19 protein-coding genes are annotated in these 25,967 nt (G+C 65.7%); 10 read left to right on the top strand and 9 right to left on the bottom strand.

The features are described from left to right. Nucleotides 1–4 precede the first annotated feature (4 nt). From GV790_RS18425 to GV790_RS18400, 6 genes are all read left to right on the top strand, one after another. Complete coding sequence (locus tag GV790_RS18425; protein ID WP_163814568.1) at nucleotides 5–1,171, top strand: DUF7373 family lipoprotein; 1,167 nt, start codon at nucleotides 5–7, stop codon at nucleotides 1,169–1,171. Between the two features lie 108 nt (nucleotides 1,172–1,279). Further along, complete coding sequence (locus tag GV790_RS18420; protein ID WP_163814567.1) at nucleotides 1,280–2,923, top strand: serine/threonine-protein kinase; 1,644 nt, start codon at nucleotides 1,280–1,282, stop codon at nucleotides 2,921–2,923. 35 nt (nucleotides 2,924–2,958) lie between these two features. Further along, a complete protein-coding gene (locus tag GV790_RS18415) occupies nucleotides 2,959–4,182 on the top strand; it encodes a DUF7373 family lipoprotein (RefSeq protein ID WP_163814566.1) in 1,224 nt (407 codons plus the stop codon). 8 nt (nucleotides 4,183–4,190) lie between these two features. Further along, nucleotides 4,191–5,426, top strand: coding sequence for a DUF7373 family lipoprotein (locus GV790_RS18410; RefSeq protein ID WP_163814565.1), 1,236 nt, complete (start codon nucleotides 4,191–4,193; stop codon nucleotides 5,424–5,426). Nucleotides 5,427–5,433: 7 nt separating this feature from the next. Next, on the top strand, nucleotides 5,434–6,657 hold the full coding sequence (locus tag GV790_RS18405; RefSeq protein WP_163814564.1) for a DUF7373 family lipoprotein: 1,224 nt from the start codon (nucleotides 5,434–5,436) through the stop codon (nucleotides 6,655–6,657). 37 nt (nucleotides 6,658–6,694) lie between these two features. After that, the gene (locus GV790_RS18400) at nucleotides 6,695–8,251 is read left to right on the top strand and encodes a serine/threonine-protein kinase (protein ID WP_163814563.1); all 1,557 of its coding nucleotides are present in this window, start codon (nucleotides 6,695–6,697) and stop codon (nucleotides 8,249–8,251) included. A 139-nt stretch (nucleotides 8,252–8,390) separates the two neighbouring features. Here GV790_RS18400 and GV790_RS18395 read toward each other — a convergent pair whose 3' ends face one another. The 4 genes from GV790_RS18395 to eccCa form a co-directional block, all read right to left on the bottom strand. Beyond that, nucleotides 8,391–8,672, bottom strand: a complete 282-nt coding sequence (locus tag GV790_RS18395; protein ID WP_163814562.1) for a WXG100 family type VII secretion target — start codon at nucleotides 8,670–8,672, stop codon at nucleotides 8,391–8,393. Nucleotides 8,673–8,701: 29 nt separating this feature from the next. After that, complete coding sequence (locus GV790_RS18390) at nucleotides 8,702–9,025, bottom strand: WXG100 family type VII secretion target (protein WP_036533402.1); 324 nt, start codon at nucleotides 9,023–9,025, stop codon at nucleotides 8,702–8,704. Nucleotides 9,026–9,155: 130 nt separating this feature from the next. Continuing rightward, nucleotides 9,156–10,622, bottom strand: coding sequence for a type VII secretion-associated protein (locus GV790_RS18385; RefSeq protein WP_163814561.1), 1,467 nt, complete (start codon nucleotides 10,620–10,622; stop codon nucleotides 9,156–9,158). Beyond that, a complete protein-coding gene (eccCa, locus tag GV790_RS18380) occupies nucleotides 10,619–14,656 on the bottom strand; it encodes a type VII secretion protein EccCa (protein ID WP_163814560.1) in 4,038 nt (1,345 codons plus the stop codon). Before eccCa ends, GV790_RS18385 begins: the two co-directional genes overlap by 4 nt. Before the next feature lie 173 nt (nucleotides 14,657–14,829). Here eccCa and eccD point away from each other — a divergent pair, with 173 nt between their 5' ends. Beyond that, nucleotides 14,830–16,296: a type VII secretion integral membrane protein EccD gene (gene eccD, locus GV790_RS18375; RefSeq protein WP_163814559.1), complete on the top strand. Its 1,467-nt coding sequence runs from the start codon at nucleotides 14,830–14,832 to the stop codon at nucleotides 16,294–16,296. After that, the gene (gene mycP, locus GV790_RS18370) at nucleotides 16,293–17,705 is read left to right on the top strand and encodes a type VII secretion-associated serine protease mycosin (RefSeq protein ID WP_309139012.1); all 1,413 of its coding nucleotides are present in this window, start codon (nucleotides 16,293–16,295) and stop codon (nucleotides 17,703–17,705) included. The genes eccD and mycP overlap by 4 nt, the downstream gene beginning before the upstream one ends. 305 nt (nucleotides 17,706–18,010) lie before the next feature. Here the strand turns inward: mycP and eccB are convergent, their stop codons facing one another. Next, nucleotides 18,011–19,483, bottom strand: a complete 1,473-nt coding sequence (eccB, locus tag GV790_RS18365; RefSeq protein ID WP_163814558.1) for a type VII secretion protein EccB — start codon at nucleotides 19,481–19,483, stop codon at nucleotides 18,011–18,013. A 112-nt stretch (nucleotides 19,484–19,595) separates the two neighbouring features. Between eccB and eccE the strand changes: the two genes are divergently transcribed. Beyond that, entirely contained in the window at nucleotides 19,596–21,239 is a 1,644-nt protein-coding gene (gene eccE, locus GV790_RS18360; RefSeq protein ID WP_163814557.1) for a type VII secretion protein EccE, read from the top strand. A 34-nt stretch (nucleotides 21,240–21,273) separates the two neighbouring features. Here the strand turns inward: eccE and GV790_RS18355 are convergent, their stop codons facing one another. Continuing rightward, entirely contained in the window at nucleotides 21,274–21,834 is a 561-nt protein-coding gene (locus GV790_RS18355) for an NADPH-dependent FMN reductase (RefSeq protein WP_163814556.1), read from the bottom strand. A 23-nt stretch (nucleotides 21,835–21,857) separates the two neighbouring features. Continuing rightward, complete coding sequence (locus tag GV790_RS18350) at nucleotides 21,858–22,667, bottom strand: S-methyl-5'-thioadenosine phosphorylase (protein WP_163814555.1); 810 nt, start codon at nucleotides 22,665–22,667, stop codon at nucleotides 21,858–21,860. A gap of 145 nt (nucleotides 22,668–22,812) precedes the next feature. Between GV790_RS18350 and GV790_RS18345 the strand changes: the two genes are divergently transcribed. Further along, nucleotides 22,813–23,145: a metal-sensitive transcriptional regulator gene (locus tag GV790_RS18345; RefSeq protein WP_138446034.1), complete on the top strand. Its 333-nt coding sequence runs from the start codon at nucleotides 22,813–22,815 to the stop codon at nucleotides 23,143–23,145. A gap of 4 nt (nucleotides 23,146–23,149) precedes the next feature. Here GV790_RS18345 and GV790_RS18340 read toward each other — a convergent pair whose 3' ends face one another. Next, nucleotides 23,150–24,070, bottom strand: coding sequence for a TAXI family TRAP transporter solute-binding subunit (locus tag GV790_RS18340; protein WP_163814554.1), 921 nt, complete (start codon nucleotides 24,068–24,070; stop codon nucleotides 23,150–23,152). A gap of 109 nt (nucleotides 24,071–24,179) precedes the next feature. Next, the gene (locus tag GV790_RS18335; RefSeq protein ID WP_163814553.1) at nucleotides 24,180–25,898 is read right to left on the bottom strand and encodes a sensor histidine kinase; all 1,719 of its coding nucleotides are present in this window, start codon (nucleotides 25,896–25,898) and stop codon (nucleotides 24,180–24,182) included. Nucleotides 25,899–25,967 lie beyond the last annotated feature (69 nt).

Below are 25,967 nucleotides of genomic sequence, written 5' to 3'. Positions count from 1 at the left end.
CGCGGTGGCCATCGCCGCGACCACCGTGTTGACCGGCTGCTCGGCCGTATCGGGCACCGCGGTTCCCGGGGAACCGGATGTCCGGGGACTCGATATCGGCAGCTACCCGGTCACCCCACTCGATATGCGGTGGGAATACCTGAACAGCCTGGTCGGCGGCACCGAGCTGGCAATCATGCGGCTGTCCGACAGCGTCATCAACGGGATCGATGTGGACCCGAAGCTGAAGTACAACCGCGGGGCGAAGGGCTTCGAGGACGCCCGAGCGGCCACCGAGCTACTCGCCGACGTCAACGGTCCGGTGCTGGAACGGCACAAGTTCATGTTCGGCCTCGGCATCACCTCCGCCGACCGCGCCAAGCGGGAGAAATCAATCGGCGAAACGGCGGTCACCATCGGTGTGCTGCAATTCCCGGACGCGGCGGCGGCCAAGGCCGCGGCGCGCGACCTCGACCAAACCGATTTCGCGGTGGCGCCCGACCAGAACAAGGCGGTCGCGCTGAAGAAATACCCCGACGCCCACTCCCATTGGCGGCCGGGCATTCCCTCGCTCGGCACCACCATGGCCGTCGGCAGCTACGTGCTCACACTGCTGGTCACCTGGCCGAGCCCCGACCTGGACTCGCTGACGAGTCTGGCCGAGAAGACCTATGACATCCAGGTCCCGCTGCTGAAGGAACTGCCTGCCCTGTCCAAGCGTGAGGTGCTGGAGCTGCCGTTCGATCCCGACGGAATGCTCCGGCGCATCCTGACCTCCGAGGAATTCTTCTTCGCACCCGCCGCAGGCACTGTCGGCACCTTCAAACCACGGGGCGTGCTGCACTGGGTCGGCGAGCCGACCGACGTGCAGAAGGCGATGCAGGACAGCGGTGTCGACAGCATCGCCCTCGCCGACGACACCTACCTATGGCGCACCAAGGACGCCGATGCCGCGGCGAAGTTCGCCGGTTCCCGGCTCACGGCGAGCCGGTGGACGGATATCGATGCACCGAAAGACGTTCCGGACGCCCGCTGCCGGGAAGACGCCAACCCCAACGACTCCGATCAGAAGTACGTCTGCATCGTCCATTACGACCGCTATGTCGCCCAGGTGCAGAGCGGCCAGCCGATCGATGTCCGGCAGCGGGCGGCCGCGCAGTACGCCCTGCTCGCCAACAGCCAGTACCAGTAGCGCCACCACCGACGACGGCCCGGCTCCATTGCCGCCCACTATGCTCCGAAGAACGTCCGCCCCAGCCGGCACCCCGATGCCGAACCAGCCAAGACAGGAGACCGCGAGATGGCGATGAGCCCCGGCACCATCGTGGGCGGATATCGCATCCAGCGCGTACTCGGCGCGGGTGGGATGGGCACCGTCTACCTGGCCAAACACCCCAGCTTGCCCCGGATGGACGCGCTCAAGGTGCTCAGTGGGCACCTCAGTGCCGACAACGAATTCCGGGGCCGGTTCGAACGTGAAGCGAACCTTGCCGCCGGACTGGATCACCCGAACATCGTGTCGGTCTACAACCGCGGCGAGGAAAACGGCCAGCTGTGGATCGCCATGCAGTACGTCGACGGCACCGACGCCGCCGCCGAACTCGAGCGCGATCCGCGCGCCATGACCCCGCAGCGCGCGCTGCGCATCGTCACCGAGGTCGGTAAAGGGCTGGACTACGCGCATCGTCGCGGGCTGCTCCACCGCGACGTCAAACCGGCGAACTTCCTGCTCTCGGCCGAGCAGGACGAGGAAGAACGCGTCCTGCTCACCGACTTCGGCGTCGCCAAATCCTCCGAAGACACCACCGACCTCACCCAGACCGGCAGTTTCGTCGCCACCATCGCCTACGCGCCCCCCGAGCAACTCGCCGGCGGCCGGCTCGACCACCGCGCCGACATCTACAGCCTGGCCTGCGCCTTCTACAAACTGCTCACCGGCCAGAACCCCTACCCGGCAACCCAGCCCGCCATGGTCATGATGGGCCACCTGCACGAACCACCCCCACGGGCCACCGCGGTCAACCGCAACCTGCCACCCGCCATCGACCAGGTCTTCGCCCGCGCCCTGGCCAAGAACCCGGCCGAACGCTTCAACACCTGCCGCGAATTCACCGACGCCGCAGCTCGAGTCCTCTCCGGCTCTATCCCGCACGCCCCCGGCCCCAGCTACACCTCCGGCGCCCACCAGCACCCCACCGGCACCCTCGGCTACACCTCGGGCCCCCACGCCCAGGAACCCAGCTGGCCCCGCTACGCCGTCAACAACACCGCGGAGCAGACCCGCCCACCCACCGACCCGCGGGCGCACGTGCCCACGCAGTCCATGCCGTCTCTGACCAGCACACAACCTCGGCGAAACCGCGCCCGTCTACTGACCGCCGCGGCCGCTGTCGTCGTTGTGGCATTGGCCGCCGGCATCGGGATCTGGGCGTTGAGCGGCGGAGACACCCCCGCGGGGCCGAGCGAGACGTCGACTACCGCCGCCGCACCCGGCTCCATCGAAGAGGCGCGGCAGAACAATCCGGCATTCGAGGGCAAGTCCGTCACGGTCGTCGACGTCAGCGGCGGAAAGGCCTACGACAACCAGCTCGCCATGTACCTGACGCCGAGCGACCAGGCGAATTTCCTTCAGGGTCTCGGATTCGCCTACAACGCCGCCTTCACCAAAGCCGGCGACGAGCCAACCCCTCGCCCGGTGACCAAGGACACCCGCTACACCACATTCTCCAAGATCAACTCCGGTTACCTCATCGCCATCCGCAGCGACGAAGGCGCGGGCGGCGGCGGCCTTTCCGGCCTCGACCCGTACATCAACGACGTCACCGCGACGGTGATCGTCGTCGACGATCCCGCCACCGTCAACGCCTTTCGGAACTGGACCTCCTCCAGCCAGCCGCTGCTACTGCAGAAGCTCGTTCCGATCCTGCGAGCACAGGTGAAGTAGTATCCGTCCGGACCTACGATCACAAGGGGGAGGACATGATCCATGCTGCGCGATCCACACTTATCAAAACGGTCGGCGCCGTGGCAATGTCAGGAGCACTGGCGGTAACGCTCGGAGCCTGCGGGGGAAGCGAAGTCGAGGGCAGGGCAGCCACCGCGAAGCCCGACCTTTCCAATCTCGACGTCGGCAACTATCAGGCGAAGCCTGTCGAGCTCGGGAATGCCAGGAACGACAAACAAGCCCTCATCCGCGAGTCGCAACGCCTCGCGGATTTCGTCCTGTTGCCCTTCGAGATCGACGATGCTTACGTCCAACACGACCCGACGCGCGGGATGAAAAGCAACGTAGTAGCGAACAGCAAGGCACTTTCCGACCTGGTCATCAATGACACATTCGATGATCTCACCGATAACCTTGTCGCCGGCTGGATGAACTCATGGACAACCGCAGGTGCCGTTGATGAACCGCGCCGAACATTGCACGTGGCGGTCATGATGTTCTCCAATTCTGAGGCGGCGGCACAGGTCGGTCCTGCACTCGAGCACGACGACTTCACCTACAACGCCCAGAACCAGCCGGTCGCAATACCGAAATACCCTGAGACCAAGGCCCACTGGCGTCCAGACGTATCATCGATCGGCAGTTGGACAACGCACGGCAGGTACGTCATCTTCCTCAAGTACGTGGACGACACCATCCCGCCGAATTTGGGGCCACTTGTTGCACACGTCGAACAGGCTCTCGACGCCCAGATTCCCCTGCTCGATCAGTTCGATCCGACACCGGCGGACAAGCAGGGGTCCGTCCCCATCGACCCGGACGGCGTTCTGGGTCGAACCCTCCCCCGGGGTAGCGATACATTTTCGACGTTGGTCACACCGAGCGGCGCATACCGGAGCAGAGGCGCATTCCACTCACTGACCCTGCACTCTCTCGACTTCGTGAACAAAGCAGACATTCAAGCTATCGGAGTCGGAGACAGCCTCGTTTTTCGCGCAGGCAGTGTCGAGCAGGCGAAGGAGCTCTGGAACGAGTGGAAACCCTCCACCACAGAACCAGGAAAGGGACGAATCGCGTCCCCACCGAAGGGTGTCGACACCAGCATCGAGTGCTTCACCTACCTTCACGATTCTGGAGAACCCCGTGAAAGCGAGTGCGTGATTCAGGCCGGCCCGTATGTCGCTCAGGTGTCGTCTCCGCAGATTCAAGACCTGCATCAAAAGGCCGCGGCACAATACGCCTTGCTCATCAGCGAGTAAGGGACAGCATGAGTAACACGATGAACGCAACAAGGCGTGCACTCCTGGCCTCCGCCACGATTATTGCCCTGGCCTCGGCTTCGGCAGGTTGCGGCGGCTCCATCGAGGGAAAGGCCCTTCCAGGCATGGCCGTAGTCGACCTCGACAAGCTGGATTACGGCGAGTTTCCGAAGGAGCCGCACGATTACGTCTATGCGACGTCAAGGATGGACACTGATGTGTACCGTATCGAATCACGTCGGATGCTCAGCTACCTGGTGTCTCCGTACGACGTCGATAAAGACATGTCTCTGCTGGAGAGCACGCGCCTCCTCGAAACCGGGCGATCGTTCGATGATGAGATCTTGCCAAAAGCATTCGAGCCAGTAGCGAATCAACACCATATGTTCGCCGGCGTATCCACGCGACGTTCCAACGGGAGTCTGCGCGCTCACAAAGCCATGTCGGTCGCTGTTCTTCGATTTCCGTCGGAATCTGCCGCACAGACAGCAGCGAATGACTTCGACCGGGTGCTGGCTGAAACCGCCCCCGATCGCAAACCATTGACCGTTCCCGGACACAACGACGTCAAGGCGTCCACGCGAGATACGAAGGGCTATCTGTTCAAGAGTTCCGGTCACTACGTGATCGTGAGCTCCCTGACGTGGCCCAAGGCTGATCCCCACTCGATTGGTCAGACCCTGGCCGGCTTGCTCGATCAGCAGGTGCCCAAGGTCGAAGCACTGCAACCCACTCCGCCGAACGACATTCTGGACCTTCCCACCAATCCCGACGGGATCCTTCGACTGGCGGTCAAGTCGCCGAAGACCTATGCGACAGATCTATCCGCCCAGAACGATGCCTTCAAGGGCGGAATCTTCGATGCGGCAGGCGCGCGGCATCTGAACGTCGACGCTGCCCGAATGGAGCATGTGTTGACGGAAGCAGGTGTTGACCTGGTCGCCCATATCGAGGGCACCCTATACAGGACCCGGGACCTCGAGTCGGCTTTTCACCTCCAGTCAGCGCTCGCCGAACTCGGCGACCTGGATCAGGAGGTTCCGAGTCCACCCGGGATTGCCGACGCGCGCTGCGTCAGCCGTGACCAGTATGATCCGGTATTCGATACGAAAACTGAATGCATCATCGTTCACGGCCGGTATGTCGCCAGGCTCATTTCTTGGGGAATGAGCGGCGGACGAATCGATCCGCTGCTATATCAGCGCACTGCTGCCCAATACGCCATCCTTTCGAAGGTCCAGTGATCGAGGAATGCGTATTGTGAATTCGCGACTTTGCGTTGCCATTCTAGCGCTCGGCATTTCAACCACGCTCATCAGCGGATGCGGCGAATCCGACGCAAACGACGCCGGGGCGGGCGGTGTCGATACAGCACAACTCGTCCCCGGAAACTACCCGACAACGCCTCGGACCGGAGACGAGCTGGCCACCCCCTCATCGGGGATGAACCGCGAAGCAGCGAGGCTGGCGGAACACGTCCCGCTCATCATGGACATTGACAACCGCCTTGTTTACAGCCAGAACATCCAGGGGCGTCGATACACACCGTTGCAGCCGCCGACTCATCGCGAGGACGTGAGCGTGGTCGAGAACTTCAATGCGGTAGTTCCCGGCCTGGTAGTGGGGTGGGGAACCGGTGCTCAACGCAGGCAGGAAAGTGGCCTGGGCGAAAATGTCAGCCTCCGAGTTCTGCGCTTCCAGACCCCGGACCAGGCCAAGCACGCCCAGAGTGTCCTTCCCGACGCGTTCCTGAAAAAGTACCCTGAGTACAAGCCGCTCGACATCCCTTCATACTCAGCTGCTCGCAGCTTTGCCAGCCCCTACGGTTCGGTGAGCACATGGCACATCCGCGATGCCTACCTCATCTACGTACACAGCACGTCAGGGCTGAATCCTGCGAAAGACCCGAGGCCAGCCGTCGACATGGCGAAAAAGGTTCTCGACAAGCAGATCGAGCTACTGAACGGGTATCAGCCGACAGCCGTCGACGAGATACCTGCATTACCTGCCGATATCGACGGTCTGTTCGCCCGGACCCTGCCGGTCGACGAAGCCGCCGACGAAGGGCTGGCCGAGGACGATGTCGTCGGCGTCTATCCGGTCGAAGCCGGCATCCATCTGAGCGAACGATTCGACCTCGACCAGCAGGCCTTCGATGACGCAGGCGTCGACCTGATTTCCCGGGGCGATTCGTGGGTCTTTCGCGCGAAGGACGACGACGCCGCGGCCAGGTTGCTCGCAGCCCAACTCTCGCAGGTCGATTGGCAGTACAAACCAACATCGAGCCCTCCCGGGATGCCGGATGCCAAGTGCTTCGAGAAGAATGAAGACGACCCGTTCGTCACCTACTCCTTGATGGCACCGACCTGTTACTTCACCATCGGCCGTCACGTGGCCATCGTGGAGGCCGACCAGATCCAGGCTTTGCACCAAAAAGCCGCTGCCCAATACCTGCTACTCGCGAACCAGGACTAGTGCCGTCTCGGCGAATGATCGACAGGAGAAGTGTCAGATGCGATTGCGGCCCGGCGCGATCATCGGTGGATACCGCATCCTTCACGTCCTCGGTAGCGGGGGTATGGGCACGGTCTACTTGGCCCAAAACCCCAGTCTGCCAAGGCAGGACGCGCTTAAGGTCCTCAGCCCCGACCTGTCCACCGACGCCGAATTCCGCGCCCGGTTCGAGCGCGAAGCGAACCTAGCGGCCGCTCTCGATCACGCCAACCTTGTCGCGGTTTACAACCGCGGCGAGGAAGACGGTCAGTTGTGGATCGCGATGCAGTACGTGGATGGCACCGATGCCGCAGAGGAAGCGAGGAAGGGGCCTCAGGTGATGACCCCGCCGCGCGCTCTACGGATCGTCTCCGAGATCGGTAAGGGCCTCGACTACGCGCACAGGCGTGGCCTGCTGCACCGTGACGTCAAGCCGGCGAACTTCCTGCTGTCCAGAACCGATGACGGCGACGAGGAGCGCGTGTTTCTAACCGATTTCGGCGTGGCCAAATCTGCCGAGGATGGTCAAGACCTGACCAGGACAGGCAACTTCATGGCGACGGTCGCGTACGCGCCACCCGAACAGCTTGTCGGTGAGGCACTCGACCATCGTGCGGACATCTACAGCCTTGGCTGCTCGTTCTACAAGCTGTTGACCGGGCAGAACCCGTACCCGTCAACGATGCCCGCGGTGGTGATGATGGGCCATATCCATGAGCCGCCACCGAGCTTGGCTACCGTGAGACCGGATCTTCCCCCTGCGCTGGACAGGGTGATCGCCAAGGTCATGGCGAAGTCACCCGATGATCGTTATGGCAGCTGTCGCGAGTTCGTACGGGATGCGGAAGCAGCTCTGTTCGGGCGTGCCACCGACAGAGCACCTGAAACGGGCGACTTCGCTACGACCCCGAACCACACACAGAACTTCCACAACACTGCCACCGCTGTCGGAGTCGTCGATCAGAGCCGACCGCCCTCCGACCAAACGACTGTGCGGAGGTCGCCGACCGACACCACCGACCAGCGCGCGTTCCAACCAACGGTCCGTAAGCGCCGCGGCAGGCTCCTAGCTGCCGTTGGCATGGTCACCGCCCTGCTGGTCGCAGTCGGCGCGTACCTGATCGTTGTCCGCGGCAATTCCTCTGCTTCAACAGATTTGGCGTCCGTTCGGACTGAACATCCCGAATTCTCCAACAAAACCGTCGCTGCGTATAACATATCGAATTCGTCGATTTCAGTGACGCTAGACGGCTCAGATCAAGCAAAATTTCTGCGCGATATAGGTTTTCGGTACAGCGATGCCTATCAGCCGATAGGTAACGAGAAATCACCGCGCACATTGCAATCCGGATTCTCTGTCTCACAGCCAATCGATGTGGTCATCGCTATCAGATCGGATAGTGAGGCCGGCAATGGTGGATTGCGTGGTCTCCCACCAACTTTGCTCAACGCCTCGGCAACGATCGTCGTTATCGACGAACCGGAAGCAGTCCAGGCATACCGGGTGTGGACGAGCCAGTCCACCCAGACTCTGATCGACCGAATGGTTCCTGCGATCGCCAAAGCGGTCGGCTGAACCCACTGCTATAGCGCAGGCGGTTGCGCGACAACTTATTTCGGCGTGCCCGCCGATCGCATGATGTCCACAGTCAAAGAGAACAGTGCGCCCCAGCGTGTTGACGCTGGGGCGCACTGTGTTCGATCTGCAGATCGGCTCAGGAGACCCACGAACGCGCGTTCATCGCGTCCATTTCGGTCATCGCGATCGCACCGTCCTCCACGACCTTCGCGATCGTCTCGAGGATGTTGGCAAGGTCAGCTTGAGCGTCATTCCAACGGTTCTGGCGTTCCGTGTAATCGACCTTCGCCTGGCCTTCCCATTCGGAGGTCAGCTGCGCGACGTAACCCTTGAGGTCATCGCCCGACTGCACGATGCGCTGGCTGGAAGAGCGGATGTCAGATGCGAGCTGGACAAGCTGTTCGTGTGAATACTTCATCAGATGGTTCTCCTAGTCTCTTCCGCGAATCAGGGGTTCGTGATGTTCAGGCTCGAACCGACGCTGGCGACACGCGACTTGTTGTCTTCCTCCGCAGCGGTGAAGTTCTTGCCGTTCGACCGAATGCCGGCTTCGATCTCTTCGAGAGCCTGGTGCAGGCGGTTCGATGCGTCTTTGTAGTCGAGCATCACCTGATCGAAGGCGGCCTGCGCCTCACCCTCCCAGCTGTCCCGCGAGCCTTGTACGAGACCCTCCACAGTCTTCAGCTCTCCCTGAAGGGCCTGGTTTACGGTGTCGACGTGGTTGGCACCCGCCTCCATTGAGGCGGCATCATTCCTCACGTTTCCCGACATCATGCACTCCGTTCTTGTGATTTTGATTCGGCCGCCCCTCGTGGACCGAGCCGATTCGCTCCAACTACAAGATTGGACGCAGATACCGCCCAATCGGTTCCATCAACGTGGAAGAAATTTTGGGCTGGTGTCATGGGATGACTTCCAGCGTGGTTGCGACATCTGCACAGAGTTGTGTTGTCGTGTCTCGCCCCCCTGTCTGATATTGGCACCCGATGGCGACTTGGGTGCTGTGTTCGACGATAACATGCCAGTCGACTTGTGAACCGTCGTCTGGATGTTCGGTGTAGGCCAAGCCGGACCGCCCGCCGAAGACCACGTCGCGCTGTAGCGGGCTCATGGTTCCGGCTGGGCGCTGTTCGATCTGAGCCTCGAGGTCGGCCGCCACCTTGTCGTAGCCGACACCAGGGACGACCTGCTTCTGGGTGAGCGTGATTCGGACCTTCGTACCGTCCTCGGGGACCAGGTAGATCCGGGATCCACCTGCGGCCTCGGTGATCCGCCAGCCCGCCGGGGCCTCGAATCGGATGTTGCCGATGGTTCGAGGTGCCGGTACGGCCTTCGTTGTTGTCGCCTTTGCGGCAGTGGTCGTCGGCGCGGCAACGGACGACGAGGGTTCGGCCACCGTGGACGTCTGAGCCGCTGCCGCAGCCTTGCCCGAATCACCGGGTTGATTCAATACGACAGCTGCTCCGGCACCGGCGACCACTATCGCGGCTACCGCGGCCGCACCGATGTAGATCTGCGTGCGCGACCGCGGTGGGCGGGTGGCGGCGGCACGTTCGCGCAGCGGCTGCAGCCATTCCGTTTGCGGGAGGGGAGGAATCGCCGCCGTCGGGTAGTGCGAGGCCTCTGTCTGCTTGTTACGGGCGAGGTCGGCGTTCGCGATTGTGCGCAGATCGGTGTCCGAACCGGAGACCTCTGCGACCGCCGAACCGATCAGCTCGAGGAAACCCTGGTCTGCGCCACCGACGACCAGCACACTATCGGTTGGACGTCCGGACAGCAGGCGCTCGAGCAGACCTCGCAGCTCGCTGTACCCGGGGCTGTCCGGTGCGATCTCAGCGGATGCCAAATTCGGCTCGTGCTCACACGCCTCGATCTCGGGACCCTGCTGGCCGTAGATGATCGATGTCGCGGTCGTCGACAGGGGGCCGAATTCGAGCACCACGGTGCGCCGGTCGCGATTGCGGGTGTCAGCGGCCACGGCACGCAGAGCGGCCACGTGAAACTCGACCTCGGACGCGACACGCAAGCCGGCTGCTTCGATCGCCGAGCGGCGTCTGGTGCCCCATTCGGTCGGTGTGACGACGATGAGGCGTTCGCATGGTGCCGGAACCCGCAGCTCGGCAAGCAATCTGCCGAACACGGCGGTCATACCGTCGACCGGCGAGGGCAAGCTCGGCAGGTAGGCGATGCGGTCCGCGGTCAGCAGTTGCACAGCCGAACAAGCCATCGACTGGGGCGACAGCGGTTCGCCGACGACGAGGCTCATCCCGTCACTGCCCGGTGCGACCGACGGTGGAATGTCCGCGTGGGTGTTCGAGCTCCGCGCCCAGAGGCGCGTTTCGGTGAGGGTCAGCTCGACGGCGGTCATGAGATCGGTGGCATCCAGGAAGTCTGGATCAACTCGACACCTGCGCGACTGACCAAGGTCCCCCGACCAGGTGGCATCGCGCTCGGACGGACGTTGCCGAGAAGATTGCCTTCCTCACGACTGCCACTCATGATCAGGCCTGGAGTAGCCAAATCGCGCAGACGCGAGATGGTGGCCTCGTACATAGCCCGTGACGCCCCGCCGGAGCGGCGAGCGATCACGAGGTGGAAGCCCACGTCCTTGGCGTGCGGCAGATATTCGACGATCGGCGAGATCGGATTTCCGCTGCCTGTGACGACCAGGTCGTAATCATCGACGATCAGGTACAAGTCCGGGCCCGACCACCAGGACCGATCACGCAATTGTTGAGGCGTGATGTCCGGGCCGGGCATACGGGTCTGAAGTAGCCCCGCAAGGTCGGCGACATTCGTGCTGAGGCCTTGTGCACTTGTTGCGTAGGCGGCGATGTGATCGCCCTCGACTGCTCCGAGCAATGTGCGCCGATAGTCGGCGAGAATGATCGCCGCTTCTTGAGGCCGGTTCGACTCCATGATGCCCTGGCAGATGCCACGCAGGAGCGTCGTTTTTCCACACTCGGTATCGCCGAAGATGAGGAAGTGCGGTTGCTCGTTGAAGTTGAGGAAGACCGGTGCGAGTTCGGATTCGCTGATGCCGATCGGGATGCTGGTGTTCTTACGGAGGGGAACAATCGTGCCCCAACCCTCGAGCGTTGCCAGCAGATCCTGCCGGTCCAGCTTCTCCGGCAGCATCCGAACCTTCGGCGCATGACGCCCAGGCGTCATGGCCGCCAGCTGCTGCACCGCATTCGCCACACCGGTGCTGAGATCCTGCGGGTCCGAGCTGCCGTCGACTCGCGGCAGCGCGGTGAGCATGTGCAGGTTCTCCGGGGTCATACCGCGACCAGGGCGGCCCTGCGGCACGAGGGCGGCGATCTTGCGACCGAAGTCGGAGTCGGCCGGGTCACCCAAGCGCAGTTCGAGGCGGGTGCCGATCTGGTCCTTGAGGGCCGGGCGGGCTTCCATCCAGCGTGACAGGGCGATCACCACGTGGACGCCGTAGGACAGGCCCTGGACGGCGAGGTTCATGATCGGCTGTTCGAGGGCATCGAAATCCTGGCGGATCGAGCCGAACCCGTCGATGACCAGGAACGCGTCGCCGAATGGGTCTTCATGGGCGCCGGCCGCCGCGGGGCTGCTTGCCGGATCCATGGCGCGCAGGCGGCGGAACTCGGCCATCGACTCGATGCCGAGCTGGCGGAAACGGAGTTCGCGCTGGCGAACGATCGTGGTCATTTCCGCGATGGTGCGGCGGACCTTGTCCTCGTCGAGGCGCCCCGCAACCGACCCCACATGCGGCATACCCTCGAGGCTGGCGAGCGTACCGCCGCCGAAGTCGAGGCAGTAGAACTGGACCTGTTCGGCGGTGTGGGTCAGCGACATCGACATGATCAGGGTGCGCAGCATGGTCGACTTGCCGGACTGCGGGCCGCCGACGACGGCGACGTTGCCCCGGGAGCCGGACAGGTCGACGACCAAGGGGTCGCGGCGCTGGTCGTACGGGCGGTCGACGATGCCGATGGGGGCGCGCAGGGTGGCCACCGCGGCGTACTCGCCGGTGAGGATCGAGCGCGGGACGAGCTGGTCGAGGGTGGGAGCCTCGTCGAGCGGCGGGAGCCAAATCTCGTGGGCCGGGCGGCCGTGGCCGCGGATGCGCTGCACGAGCATGCCGATGTTGGACAGCTGTTCGCCGTCTTCGCCGGCCTGGGGTTCCGGATCGTCGGTGGGCTCGGGGGGCAGCGGGATGCGGTCGGCGCTGCGGAAATCGACATGTCCCGCTTCGAAAGGCCTTGCGCGCACATCGATTTCACCGGCTTGGGTGGCGATGGTCATGTCACGCTGTGAACCACCACCGACGTACGGCCCGGAGACGTAGGACGCCTGGAAACGCACGATTTCACCGGAGTCGGACTTGAGGTAACCGCCACCGGGACTATTGGGCAGGTTGTAGGCATCGGGGACACCGAGCACCTGACGGGATTCGTTGGCGGAGAAGGTCTTCAGACCGATGCGATAGGAGAGGTGGCTCTCCAGGCCCTTGAGCTTGCCTTCCTCCAGGCGCTGCGAGGCCAGCAACAGATGCACGTGCAGCGAGCGGCCCAGGCGGCCGATCATGACGAACAGTTCCGCGAAATCCGGGTGCTGGGTGAGCAGTTCGGAGAACTCGTCGAGCACCACGAACAGCGCGGGCAGCGGGTCGAGGTCGGCGCCTGCGGCGCGGGCCTTCTCGTACTCGGAGACGTTGGCGAAGTTGCCGGCCTGGCGCAGCACTTCCTGGCGCCGGTTCATCTCACCGGCCAGGGCGTCACGCATACGGTCGACGAGGTCGGCTTCGTCTTCGAGGTTGGTGATGACGGCGGCGACGTGCGGGACGTCTTCGAAGCCGAGGAAGGTCGCACCACCCTTGAAGTCGACCAGGACCAGGTTCAACTGATCCGGCGAATGAGTCGCCAGCAGACTGAGCACCAGGGTGCGCAGGAACTCCGACTTACCCGAACCGGTCGCACCGATGCACAGACCGTGCGGACCCATACCGCTTTCGGCGGCTTCCTTGATATCGAGCACCACGGGCAGGCCATCGGCGCCGACACCGAACGGAACCCGCAGCCGCTCCCGGCCGTAGCGCGGCCGCCACGCGTGTTCGGGGTTGAAGGTTCCGATATCGCCGAGGTTCATCAGCTGGGCCCAGCTGGAAATGACCTCGGTGTCATCGACCTCGACGTCGCTGCTGCGCTGAGTCGCGGCGCGGAACGGGGCCAGCCTGCGGGCCACCTGCTGGGCCTGCTCGGGGCTGATCCGGTCGATCATCGCGAAGCGTTCCTGATTGCCGGTGGCACCGCGGCCGACGCATTCGCCGTTCTCGACGATCATCTTGATACCGCGCGAAACCGCAAGGCGCGGAGCGTATCCGCACAGGTCGATGATGGTGACGCCCTCGAAGCCGGATTCGCGGAGCTGATCCTCCTCCGACTCCAGCAGACCACCGTCGACGACGATGACGATGTGCACCAGGTTCGGGTTGGCCGGCTGGTTGCGCGAGTAGCGGACCCGATTGGCCAGCAACGGCTGCAAGCCGGTGGCCGCCTCACGGATGGAGCTGTAGAACATGCGCTGGGTGCCGATGCCGTCCTGGGCATCGGGATGCTGCGAATGCGGCAGCCACTTCGTCCAGTCCCATTCCGAGGCGGTGTCCGGACCGCAGACCACCGCGATCAGCACCTGATCGGGACCATGAAACATGGCCAGCTGCAACAACATCGCGCGCGTCATATCGCGGGCCTGGCCGCGATCACCGTCGAGCGCGATGGTGGCGAAACCCTTGACCGCGATCGCGGTGGGCAGATCCGGGACGGTGGAATGCGCGCGGACGAAGCGGCGCAGCGAGACCGCGGCGATCGGCTCCAACTCTTCGACGGGGCCCGTTTCCGGAGCGATCAGCCGGGTGGCCAGGCGCTGGCCGCCGATGCCGATGCGCGCGTGGCAGAAGTCCTTGTCGCCCGCGCGGCGCTCCCACATCCGGCTGGTGCCTGCCAGCATCCAGATCAGGCCTGGTTCCGGGTGGCTCCATTCGACGGCGGCGCGCTGCTGGGTGGCCGTCTCGTCGACATCTTTACGCACCTGATCGAGGTAGCGCAGGTAATCCTTGCGATCCTCGTTGGCCTCCGCGGCCTTCTGTCCCTTGCCGCCACCCTGGCCGGCGAACATACCGACCATGGAGAACAGCATCATGACCGGGAACATCATGGTCATCGGGTTCGACATCATGCCGCCACCCTGAGTGAACATCAGGGCCATCATTCCGACCATGCCGATGACCATCACGACCGGCATCAACTTCATGAGCAGATTGCCCGGCGTCACCCGAGGGATCTCGGGAGGCGGCTGCAGGGTGACCTCTCCACCCGGCGTCCGCGGCATCTCCCGGCGTGCGCGCCGCTGAAACCGGACTGTGCTCATAAGATGAGATTTCCCCCTCTTGGCCTGCGGTGTTCGGGCCTCAGTGTAGAGGCAACCGCCGACATGTCGTACAGTTCGACCAGCATTCTGCTGCCCGGACCCATGGGTTCGCAAGCTCCGCTCGGGCCGGCGGAGTGCGGAAAACACGAGGTAGCGACCGAGTTGGGGGAGCCTTGACGCACGCGCGACTTGACCACATCGAGGAGGAATCCTCACGCGGCATCGTCCGCGCACCGGACCTGACCAGGGTTACCATTCTGGCCAAACATACCCAGGTGGACATGGCCATCCCGGTGGATGTCCCGGTCGCTCTGGTGATTCCGAGTGTCGTCGACATGGTCGCCCAGCACAGCCGCACCAATGATTTCGACAATGAGGGTGAACGCTTCGAACCGGCCGAGTGGGTGCTCGCGCGCATCGGTCACCCGCCGTTCTCCAACTCGTTGAGCCTGGGTGAGCACGGCGTCCGCGACGGCGAGCTGCTGATGTTGGAGAGCGCGGCACACACCGCGCCCACACCACTGTTCGACGACATCATGTACAACGTCGCGATCGCCGACGCCGACCATTTCAAGGGTTGGACGCCCAAAACCGCACGTATCACCGGCTCGATTCTCGCCGCCTTCACCATGCTCGCCGGATGTGTCGGCCTGCTCGCCGCCCCCGATGCCATGGCGGGCTGGATCACCGGCTCCATCGCGCTCGGCGTGACGATCCTGCTCGTGGTCGCCGGCATGGTGCTGAGCCGAATGTACGGCGATACCGCCACCGCGCTCGTGCTCGGCGGTTGCGCGCTGCCGACGGCGTTCACCTCGGGCATGCTCATCGTCCCCGACCACTATGGCTGGGCGAACTTCCTGCTCGGTTCGGTGCTACTCGGGGCGACCGCGATCCTGGCGTGGCGCGTCACCGGCGTCGGGCTCGGTTTGTTCATCGGCGCGAGCGCGCTCGCGATCTACGCGGTCCCCGCCGCGCTGGTCGGATTGCTGACCGACCAGCCGGTGCGCGCGATCGGCGCGGTCGCCGCCGCCCTCGGCCTCGCCGGATTGTCGCTGGCGCCGCGGGTTTCGATGCTGCTGTCGAAGTTGCCGCTGCCTCCGGTGCCCTCCCCCGGCACCCCGATCGACCCGACCGAGGACGACCCGGACGATCACCGGGCGCTGCCGACGATGGAAGTGCTGCGCGCCAAATCCGAACGCGCCCGCATGTATCTGAGCGGTCTGGTCTCGGCGACCACGCTGGTCACCGCGATCGGGGCGCTGGCAGCGACCGATCCCACCGGCGAGGGTTACTACTGGCAGGGCATCGCGCTGGCGCTGGTGTGCGCCGTGGTGCTGATGTTCCGCAGCCGCACCTACGCAGGCGCCGAACAGGCCGTCGTGCTGATCGCGGGCGGTGCGGCGATCGTGCTGATCATGCTGATCGGCATGAGCTTCGTCGCCGAACTGCCACTTGCGGTGTTCGGTGCCGCGATGGTCATGCTGATCGCCGCGCTGATCCTCGGCATCATCATCCCCAACCAATCGGCGACACCGCCGATGCGCCGCGCCGTCGAACTACTCGAATACGCGTTCGTCGCAGCCGTGCTGCCCCTGGTCTTCTGGGTGGCCTCGCTCTACTCCCTCGTTCGCGGGCTGTGAACGGGCGCCTCCGCGTCACGGCCGCCGCCCTGACGCTGGGTTTCAGCGCGTCGTTCGGTTTGAGTCTCGGCCAGGGCGTTGCGTATGCGGATCGGCCACCGCCGATCGATATGGGGAAGTTGCCGGCGGGTGATCCTGCGGTGCCGCCGGATCCGACGGAGCCCAAGCCGAACGTCGCCTGCGCCGACATTCAGCGTGGCGGCGATGGACCGACGATCCCACAACCGCAACGGGCGCTGGACCTGCCGCACGCTTGGAAGTTCGCGACCGGGGAGGGACAGCTCGTCGCCGTCATCGATACCGGCGTCTCGCCACACCCACGTCTACCTGGCCTGATCCCCGGTGGAGACTACGTGCAGGCCGGTGGCGACGGCCTCAATGACTGCGATGTGCACGGCACGATCGTCGCCGGACTGATCGCGGCGACAAGGGTTCCCGATCAAGGGTTCTCCGGCGTCGCGCCCGATGCCCGAATCATGTCGATTCGGCAGACCAGCGATAAGTTCACGATCAAAGGTCGCTCCCGCGAGGAACGCCCGGAAGACCTGCCCGGATACGGAAACATCAACGCATTGGCCTCGGCCGTACGGCGGGCAGCCGACCGTGGTGCATCGGTCATCAACATCTCTTTGGTCAGCTGTGTGCCCGGTTCATACCAGCTTCCGGATGAAGCGCTGGGCGCCGCGTTGCGCTACGCGACTGTGGAAAAGAACGTCGTAGTGGTCGCTGCCGCCGGCAATATGGATCAGACTTCGAAGTGCCAGGCCGGAAATCCGGACGTCTCCCCGCTCGATCCCTCGGCCGACCTCTGGGACAAGCTGACCACGAACGTCACCCCGGCGCGCTTCGACGATTACGTCTTGACCGTCGGTTCCATCGGGCCGAATGGCCAGCCGTCGGACTTCACGGTGCCGGGCCCATGGGTCGATATCGCTGCTCCTGGTGAGGGGGTCGTCGGGCTGGATCCGACCAGCGGCGGCACCATCACTGGGAAGGGTGAACAAGGCAAAGTCAGCAGTCTCCAGGGCACCAGTTTCGCTGCCCCTTACGTATCCGGCGTCGTCGCACTGGTTCGCCAACGCTTCCCCGAGCTCAGCGCTCAGGACGTCATGAAGCGCCTGAAGGCTACTGCTCATGCTCCCGCCGAAGGCTGGAACCCTTACATCGGCTACGGCGCGGTCGATCCGGTCGCCGCACTCACCAACGAGGTTCCGGAAACCCCCTTGCAGGCGAAACAGCCGAGCCCCGCCCAAAACGTACAGCTCCCTGTGCCCGAAGCCCCACCACCGCCGGACAACCTCGCACGCAATGTCGCGTTGATCGGTACCGGAATCATCAGTGGTGGACTGATTCTCGGCTACCTGGCGTCCTTCCCCATCCGCCGCCGATTCGGGGTTCGCGAGGACTGAGCAACCGCCGACACTGCTCGACCACAATGATGCGGCCCGCCGATTCGGCGGGCCGCATCATTTGTCGTCAACGAGTCGGCACCCGCCGACTGTGGGTTCTAGTGCCTGTAGAACAGCGCCCACGTCTTTCGCTGCACAGTTTCCCAGGGCTCACAGTAGTAGTAGTAGTAGACGCCAGGAGCAGTGGATTCCTTGTTCCGTTCCCGGTTTTCGGCGGTCCTCCTGTTTGCCTCGGCCTGACAGTCGCTCTTGCTGCTCGTTTCGGGCGGAGAACTGCGGCCGCCGGATCTGGCGGCCGCAGGACCTCACTTCCCGGCTGCGACCGGCTGTTGCGCCGGTGACGGGTCCGGCGCCACGCCGTCGTGCGCAACCATCGCCTCTTCGCGGCCGAGGCTCGGGCCGTTGGCGAGCAGGCCGACGATGGGCCATGGGGCGGGCTCGGGGTTTTCGCCGAGGCCGAGGGCCTTGACGGCGTCGGCGTTCTTGATGCCGTAGCGGACGCCGGTGTCGGCCACGTAGAACAGGGAGTCCTTGCGGCGGCTGTCGGGTTCGATGCCGGTGGTCTGGACGTAGGCGCCCGAACCCGGTGGGATGTAGGCGGAGTCGGCGTTGGGGCCGGAGCCGTCGGCCTGGGCCAGCGGCACCAGTTTGGCCTTCTCCGACATCGGCAGGGTGACGCCGGTGATCACCGACAGTTCGGCGCGGTTGCCGGAATCCTCGGTGGCCGTGGTGATCGGCTTCCAGGACAGGCAGCTCACCGGCTGGTCCTTGGCTTCGACGATCGACGGTGCGGTGACCGGGTAGTCGTCCACCCGCAGGGCGTTGGAGACATCTGCCCTGGTACGTACGGTCTGGTTGATGGTGGTGTCGCCGGTGGGCTGCGGGTTGGAATTGCGGATGATGTCGGCCGTCAGCGGCGAGATCCGCTGCAGGCCGTCGCGCAGGACCACATAGTTCTCGGCCTCGTCGGCGGTGGAGACCTGGACGACGGTGCCGATGCGGAAATCTCCGATCGGCTTGTCCGGCATGCCACCAGGGTCCACGATCTGCGGCGGCTTGATCTCCAGCACTTCGGGAATCGCGTTCAGCAGGCCCTCGCTGATCGGGCGCGGGGTCAGCCCGGTGATGTTCAGTGCGTCGGTGACGGCGCGGTCGGTCATGTCCACGCGGGCACGTTTGCGGTCGTACACCAGGTAGGTGGCGTCGTCGCCCTGCACGAGCAACGCCTTGTCCGCGCCCATGACCGAGGCCTTCTCCCCCAGTTCGGGATCGCCGGCCAGCACCGAGGTGGTGAGATCGCGGCCGCCGTCCATCTTCATGGAGTCGCATACCGACCAGGCCCGGCCCTTGCCGTCCTTGTCGAAGTTCAGTACGCCGGGCGCACCGGGGATGCCGATCAGCGGCCCGCGGGCCTTCTTACCGAGCTCTGATTCCTTGACGATGACGGCCTTGGGCGCATCGCCGGCGGCCAGACGCGCCGAGGCCAGATTCAGCGCGGGATGGACGACGTCGTTGAGAACGACGTACACCGCACCCGATTCCTTGCCGATCAGGATCTTGTTGTCGCCGATTTTGTCCTGCGGGCGTAGCAGGGCCAGTACACCGCAGCCGGCGAGCACGACGATGCCGAGAATGAGCCCGGCGGCATAGGCACGCGACTGGGAGCGCATGGGGTCGTGCAGCATTCGCACGTCCCGGCGCACCAAGGCGTGCTCCATCCGGCGCACCAGGAAGCGGTACCCGCTCACCTGCCAGCGCGTAGTGGGTTTTGAAGGCATGATTCCTCCCCCGAACAGTGCTCGCGTCCGCGGAACACAGTACAGTTCCCGGGGACTCTTGTTCAGCTCGGCCACACCGGAGGCGGCCGATACGGGTACTTGGGGGACGACGATGGCCGAACCTGCCGGCGCAGGACCGCGCCCGCTGCTGGGTCGCATCTCGCTGCGCAATCTGATGGTCGCGCAATTCGTTGGGCTCGTCGCGGGTGCGATCGCGCTGCTGGCCGGGCTCGGCGTCTGGCCTGCGGTCGGTATCGGTGTGGTGGCAGGGTTGGTTCCATTGATCCCGGTCGGGCGGCGGGTGCTGCTGGATTGGATCGGCACCGGCGTCGGCTATCTCGTCCAGCGCGAGTACGAGATCGGTGACACCGTCGACTTCCGCGGCCCCGACGGACGTTCGCTCGGCCTGTACTGGGATGGCAGCCGCGTGGTGACGGTCGTCGAGGTGCTCGCACCCAAGGGCGGGCTGACCCGTATCGCCCGCACCACCGTGCATGCCTCGCATCTGCTGCCACTGCCCGAGCTGGCGCAGTGCCTGACCCAGCACGACATCCTGCTCAGCGGCATCGACATCATCAGCCACGGTCACCGCAGCCGCGCGGGCACACCCGCGGGCAAGATCTACGAATCGCTGCTCGGCCCGCTGCCCGCCACCGCGCACCGCACCGTGTGGCTGGCCATCAGCTTCGACGCGGTGGCCTGCCCCGGCGCGGCCGAACGGCGCGGCGGCGGTAACGAGGGGGCGTCGCGTGCGGTCACCATCGCTACGCAGCGGATCATGCGCGCGCTCGAAGATGCCGACTGCAATGCCCGTATCCTCACCGCCCCGGAAATCCGCAAGGCCGTTCTGCAGATCACCGCCGGTTACGACCCGCGCACCCTGACCCAGCGGTGGCGCTACGCCGAGCTGGGCAACAGCGTCAATATCGGCGGCGCGGTGGACCCGAAGAAGCTGGGTTCGGATCTGCTGGCCCAGCTGTGGGTGGCGCCCTCGCGCGGCACCACGGTGGCCGTGCGGTTGCGTCCCGGTAGCAGCGCCGATTCGGTGAATATCGGTGCGGCCTGGCGATTGACGGCACGTGAGCTGCCCGAACGCACCAAACACGAGGGCATGGTGTCGATGAACGGCAGGCACCGTGACGGTCTGCTGGCGCATCTGCCGATCGCCATCCCCGATGTGGACGATACGGTCCCGATGTCGGAGTACCCGATCGACGTGATCGGCGCGCTGCACCTGCCGTCCTCGGGCTGTGGTCAGCTGATCGGCTCCGACGACGAGGGCAACGGTGTCGCGGTCCGCATCATCGGCGCCGGTATCTCGACGGTGTACGTGGCCGGTGAGCTCTACCTGGCGCAGCAGCTGGTGTTCCGCGCGCTCGCCGTCGGCGAGCGCATCCTGATCCGCACCGATCGTGCGCACGCCTGGGAGAACCTGGTCACCACGATCGGTAATCCGGAGCGGCTGACCATCGCGGTGGAAACCCACCAGTCCGACGCCGGGTTCACCGCGACCGTGGTCGATGGTGTGCTCGCCCCGGCCCCGCACGCCGGTGTCACCACCATCTATGTGACCGGCGATCCGATGGGCTGGCCCGCGACCAAGCCGGATCTGTCGATCCAGCAGCCGGGTGCGATCGGCAACCACGTGGTGCTGCGCACCGGTACCGCGCAGGTAGATCTGACGCTGGTGTCCATCCCGCGCGAGGCCACCTACATCGGCCAGCCGCGCGGACGCCGCGCCATGGCACACCAGTAGCGCGCTCGGTCGGGCTCCAAGCGCTTCGAGCCGATCACCCCGGATACGGATCCGATACCCGAGCGGCCCGCAAAGCCCTTCCCCACCAAGCCAATTGGCCGAGCATCCGCGCGGCCGCGTCGATGGCGGCGCCATCGTGCGTCTGGCCCTGCGCGTCGAATCGTTTCTTGGCCTGATGGAAGCTGACGGTCTCGCGCACCGACACCATGTGGATCTCGGCAACCACCTGACGCAGCTGCTCCACCGCACGCAGCCCGCCCGACAGACCGCCGTAGGCGACGAACCCGATCGGTTTGGCCCGCCACTCGTGTTTGGCGCTGTCGAGGGCCGTTTTCAGGGAGGCGGGATAGCCGTGGTTGTACTCGGAGGTCACCACGGCGAACGCGTCGGCGGCGGCGAGCCTCGCCCGGAACCGCTGCACCTCGGGCGTTTCGGTGAGGTCGGCGGGCAGCGGAGTATCGATGAGGTCGATGACGCCGACATCGAATTCGGCACGGTCGCGTGCGGTGCGCAGGAACCAATCGGCGACCACGGGCGCGAACCGTTCCGGTCGCACGCTGGCGACGATGACCTCGAGCCGCAACGGGGTTTCCACGGCGCGAGCCTAACCCGCTCGGCTCAGGGCAGCTCGAACGGCAGCGAGACGCCTGCGTGTACTCGGCAGCGGTTGCAGGTGTCGTCGCCGTCGAGGGCGCCGATCGCGCGCCGGATCAGCGCCTTGAACGGGGTGATGTTCTTTTCGAACTCGGCGAAGACGTCGGTGACGTGCACGCCGTCGCCCTCCTCCAGCCCGGCATCCAGATCGGTCACCAGCGCGACTGCGGCGTAACACATTTCCAGTTCGCGGGCGAGCACCGCTTCGGGATGACCGGTCATGTTCACCAGTTCCCAGCCCTGGGCGGCGAACCAGCGGCTCTCGGCGCGGGTGGAGAATCGCGGCCCCTGCACCACCACCATGGTGCCCGAGTCCCGCATCGGCAGGCCATTACCGGCTGCTCCGATGGCGGCGGTGCGCAGGTGGTCGCAGTACGGGTCGGCGAAGGAGACGTGCACTCCGCCTGCGTCGAAGAAGGTCTGTGGACGCCCCGAGGTGCGGTCGACCAGCTGGTCCGGCACCGCAACCGTGCCCGGCCCCCAGTCGGGGCGCAGACTGCCCACCGCGCAGGGCGCGAAGATCCGCCGTACCCCCAGCGACCGCAACGCCCACATATTCGCCTGATAGGGCAGGGTGTGCGGGGAGAATTCGTGCCGCTTTCCGTGGCGCGGCAGGAATGCGACGGTCCTGCCCTCGACCTCGCCGATCGCGACCGGCGCACTCGGCGCACCGTAGGGCGTGTCGACCTCGACGGCCACCGCCTCGTGATCGAAGAAGTCGTAGAAGCCGCTACCGCCGATGACGGCGATCGCGGGCCGGGCATGCGAGCTCATGGCGACGATTGTGCCGCCCGTGCCGCTGGACGGCGCCGAGAGGTGGCTGTTCGCGCGCTCACCTGACAGTTCCCGGTGCGGGGTGTACCCTAGGGGGGTATTGAGAACCAGGCCGCCGTCCCGGCGGGCAACGAGGAGGCAGTCGGTGACACCAAGCCCGTCGCAGAACAACGACCACACCGCGCACGACCATTCCGCCCACGGCTACATCACCGCCAAGGACGATTACCTCAAGCGGCTGCGTCGCATCGAAGGCCAGGCGCGCGGACTCCAGCGCATGGTCGAAGAAGAAAAATACTGCATCGATATCCTCACCCAGGTCTCCGCGATGACCAAGGCCCTGCAGGCGGTGGCCATGGGACTGCTCGAAGACCACATCAGCCACTGCGTGGTCGACGCGGCGGTGGCGGGCGGCCCGGAAGCCGATGCCAAGATCAAGGAGGCCACCGACGCGATCGCGCGCATGGTGCGTTCCTGATCGCTCAGCCGTGCCAGCGCCGGTAGACCCGCGCGGCGCCGGGATGTAGCGGGACGGTTCCGGTGCCGATGAGGAACCGCCCGTCCAAGAACTGGGTGCCCGCGGCCTCGGCGGGCACCAGCTGATCGGCATGCCATACCAGCAGCTCGACGATGGCGGCGGCAGCGTCGTCGGGCAGGGTCGCGGCGGCCAGCAGCAGGTTGGCGACGCCGATGGTGTGCACCGCCGGGCTGCCCGGGTAGGCATCGGCGGGGATGGCGACCAGGTCGTAGACGGGACCGTATCGCTCCCGCATGGGTTCGGCCAGTGCGCCGAGGTCCAGCAATCGCATGTGGTCGGGCACAGTGAGCGCGGCGGTCGGTACGCCGCCGGCCCACAGCAGTGCGTCGATGGTGCCGTCGGTGAGCGCTCGAGCGGCTTCGCGCAGCGGGCGGTGCTCGATGATGACATCTGCCGCGGGATCGAGCCCGGCGCTCGCCAGCAGCCGCGGCCCGGTCACGGCCGCGCCCGACCCCTCGGCGCCCAGATTGACCCGCCGCCCCCGCAGATCGGCCACCTCCCGGATCGGCCCGTCCGTGCGTACCGCCAGTTGGAGATAGTTCTCATACACCCGGCCGAGCGCGAGTACGCGCCCGCCGTTATCGCCCGCCGAATCCGCCAGTGCCAGTGCGGTGTCGACCTGCCCGTCGGCGAGCATCCGCAAATTCTGTTGTGACCCTGCGGTTTCCACCGGTTCGATGCGGATCGCGTCGGTGTCGTTCGCCGCCGCGGCGAGCAGGCGTGCGAAGGCGAAGTAGAAGCCGCCGTCCTCACCGGAAGCCAGGCGGACAGTAGTTCGGTCGCTCGTTCCGCAGCCGACCAGACCTGCGGATGCGAGCCCGGCCAATACCAGGGCCCGACGCCGCGAGATCGACCGCCGGCTCATCGGAGCACCGCCATCGGCCGCAGGCCGCACCGCCGGAAGACTTCGTTGCCGGCCGCTTCCGCCGACTCGAAGGCGGTCGAGACCAGGGCTCTGCGCAGTGCCGGCCCGCTCATCGAGTCACCGCCGGCAGCCGGACCACAACGGCGAGGCCGTGTGGCTGCACGGGTTCGACCGTCAAGGTGCCGCCCCTGGCCTTGGCGAGCGCACGGGCGATCGACAGCCCGAGGCCGGTGCCGCCCGCCGCCGCACCCGAACCACGGAAGAACCGCGAGGTCAGCTTGTCGATCTCGGCCGGATCGACACCAGCGCCGTCATCCCGGACCAGCACGGTCACCCAATCCGCTGCTGCCCGCACCTCGATGATGGTGTGCGCGCCGGGACCCGCGTATCGACACGAATTGCTCAGCGCCACATCCAGGATCTGCGCCAATGCCGCGGAGCTGATCGCGGTTTCGGCCGGTGACCGCCTATCAGCATGGTCAGGGTGCTCGGCGTCCACCTCGCCTGCTCCGTGCCGGTCCCGGCGAACTGCCGCAGCCGGTGTCGCATCGACGTCGTTTCCGCTCAGCGTGTGTCCGGCGATACGCAGCTCCTCTCCGGGTCGGCCCGCGCGACTGTCGTGCGCGCCGTCGGTATCGACCGGCCGGGCGCCGGCAACCCGGGCGGTCAGGGACATGCCCGCCTCCGCGAACGCGGGCGACCAGGAGTCGAGTCGATCGGCAACGACCTGGCCCGCATCGCACCGTTCATCGGCTGAGGCCGCGTCGCCGAAGGCCACCGGCGCCTCGGCCACCGCCAGCTCGAGCAGGGCGTCGAGCAGGGCGGTGAGTCGGTCGACCTCGGCGCTGGCGCCGCGGAAGGTCGCCGAAGCGCGTTCGGGGATCGACGCCTCGAGCGAGTCGAGTCGAATCGTCAGCGCCGCCAACGGGTTACGCATGGCATGCGCGGTGTCGGCAACCAGCTGACGTTGCGCGTCGGCGGAATCGGCGACCGCGGCGGCCATGGCATCGAACGATTCAGCCAGCGCGCGAACCTCGGGCGGGCCGCCGTATCGCCTGGTAATAGGCGCCGCGACCGGACCGTCAGGGGTTTGCCCGGGATCGCCCGGCCGTTCGGAGGCCCGCTCCGTTGCGGCCGCGCGGTCCTCGCGATGGGCGGATCGCAGTCCTGGCGTGGTGCGATGTGCGCGCTCGTGCGCCACGTCCGGCCGTGGCCTCGGCAGCGTCGCGGTGAGTTCGGCGACAGCCTCCGACATGGCCGCCAGCGGCCGCAGCACCCAGCGACTCACGACCAGCGCCAACAGCACGAACACCACCATCGCCCCGACCGCGCCGAGGCCGATCACCGCCCACACCCGCGCGATCGCGGCGCGGGCCTGCGCCGTGGACGCCTCGATCACCACCGCACCGTTCACCTGCACGCCCGAACCGACCGGGCGGGCGATGAGCATGACCGGATCGCTCCACGGCGTCAGCCGATCCACCTGCTGTGGTCGCTGGTTGCGCCGCGCCGCCGCCACCGCGGCCATGATCCGCGGATCGTCCACCTCGACCCCGGCATTGACGATCGGCGCCCCGCGCGCGTCCACCACCAGCACGTTCTCCCCGTACAGCTCGTGGTAGCGGCCCACCTCGTCGGCGAGGGCCTGCACGCCGCCCGCCGAGCTCGCGCCGTCGGCGAGGGTGGCGAAGCGTTCGGCATCGCCTGAGCGGCCGAGCACCAGCTGCTGGGTGCGACTGGTCGCGGCGGTCAGGGACAGCGGCACCGCGAAGGCCAATACCGCGATGGCCGCGAAGACGGTGAGCACTACCAGCAGTCGGCGGCGCATGCCCGTCTCCTGCCCAGCGGCCCGGTCCACGGGCCCATGCTCCGGCTGCCGAGCAGACGCCGCCGGGGC

The sequence above is a fragment of the Nocardia cyriacigeorgica genome, assembly GCF_010858045.1.
In the GTDB taxonomy this organism is placed as follows: Bacteria; Actinomycetota; Actinomycetes; order Mycobacteriales; family Mycobacteriaceae; genus Nocardia; species Nocardia cyriacigeorgica_E.
The sequence above is the reverse complement of the archived record's forward strand: the minus strand, read 5'-3'. Positions and strand labels throughout refer to the sequence as shown.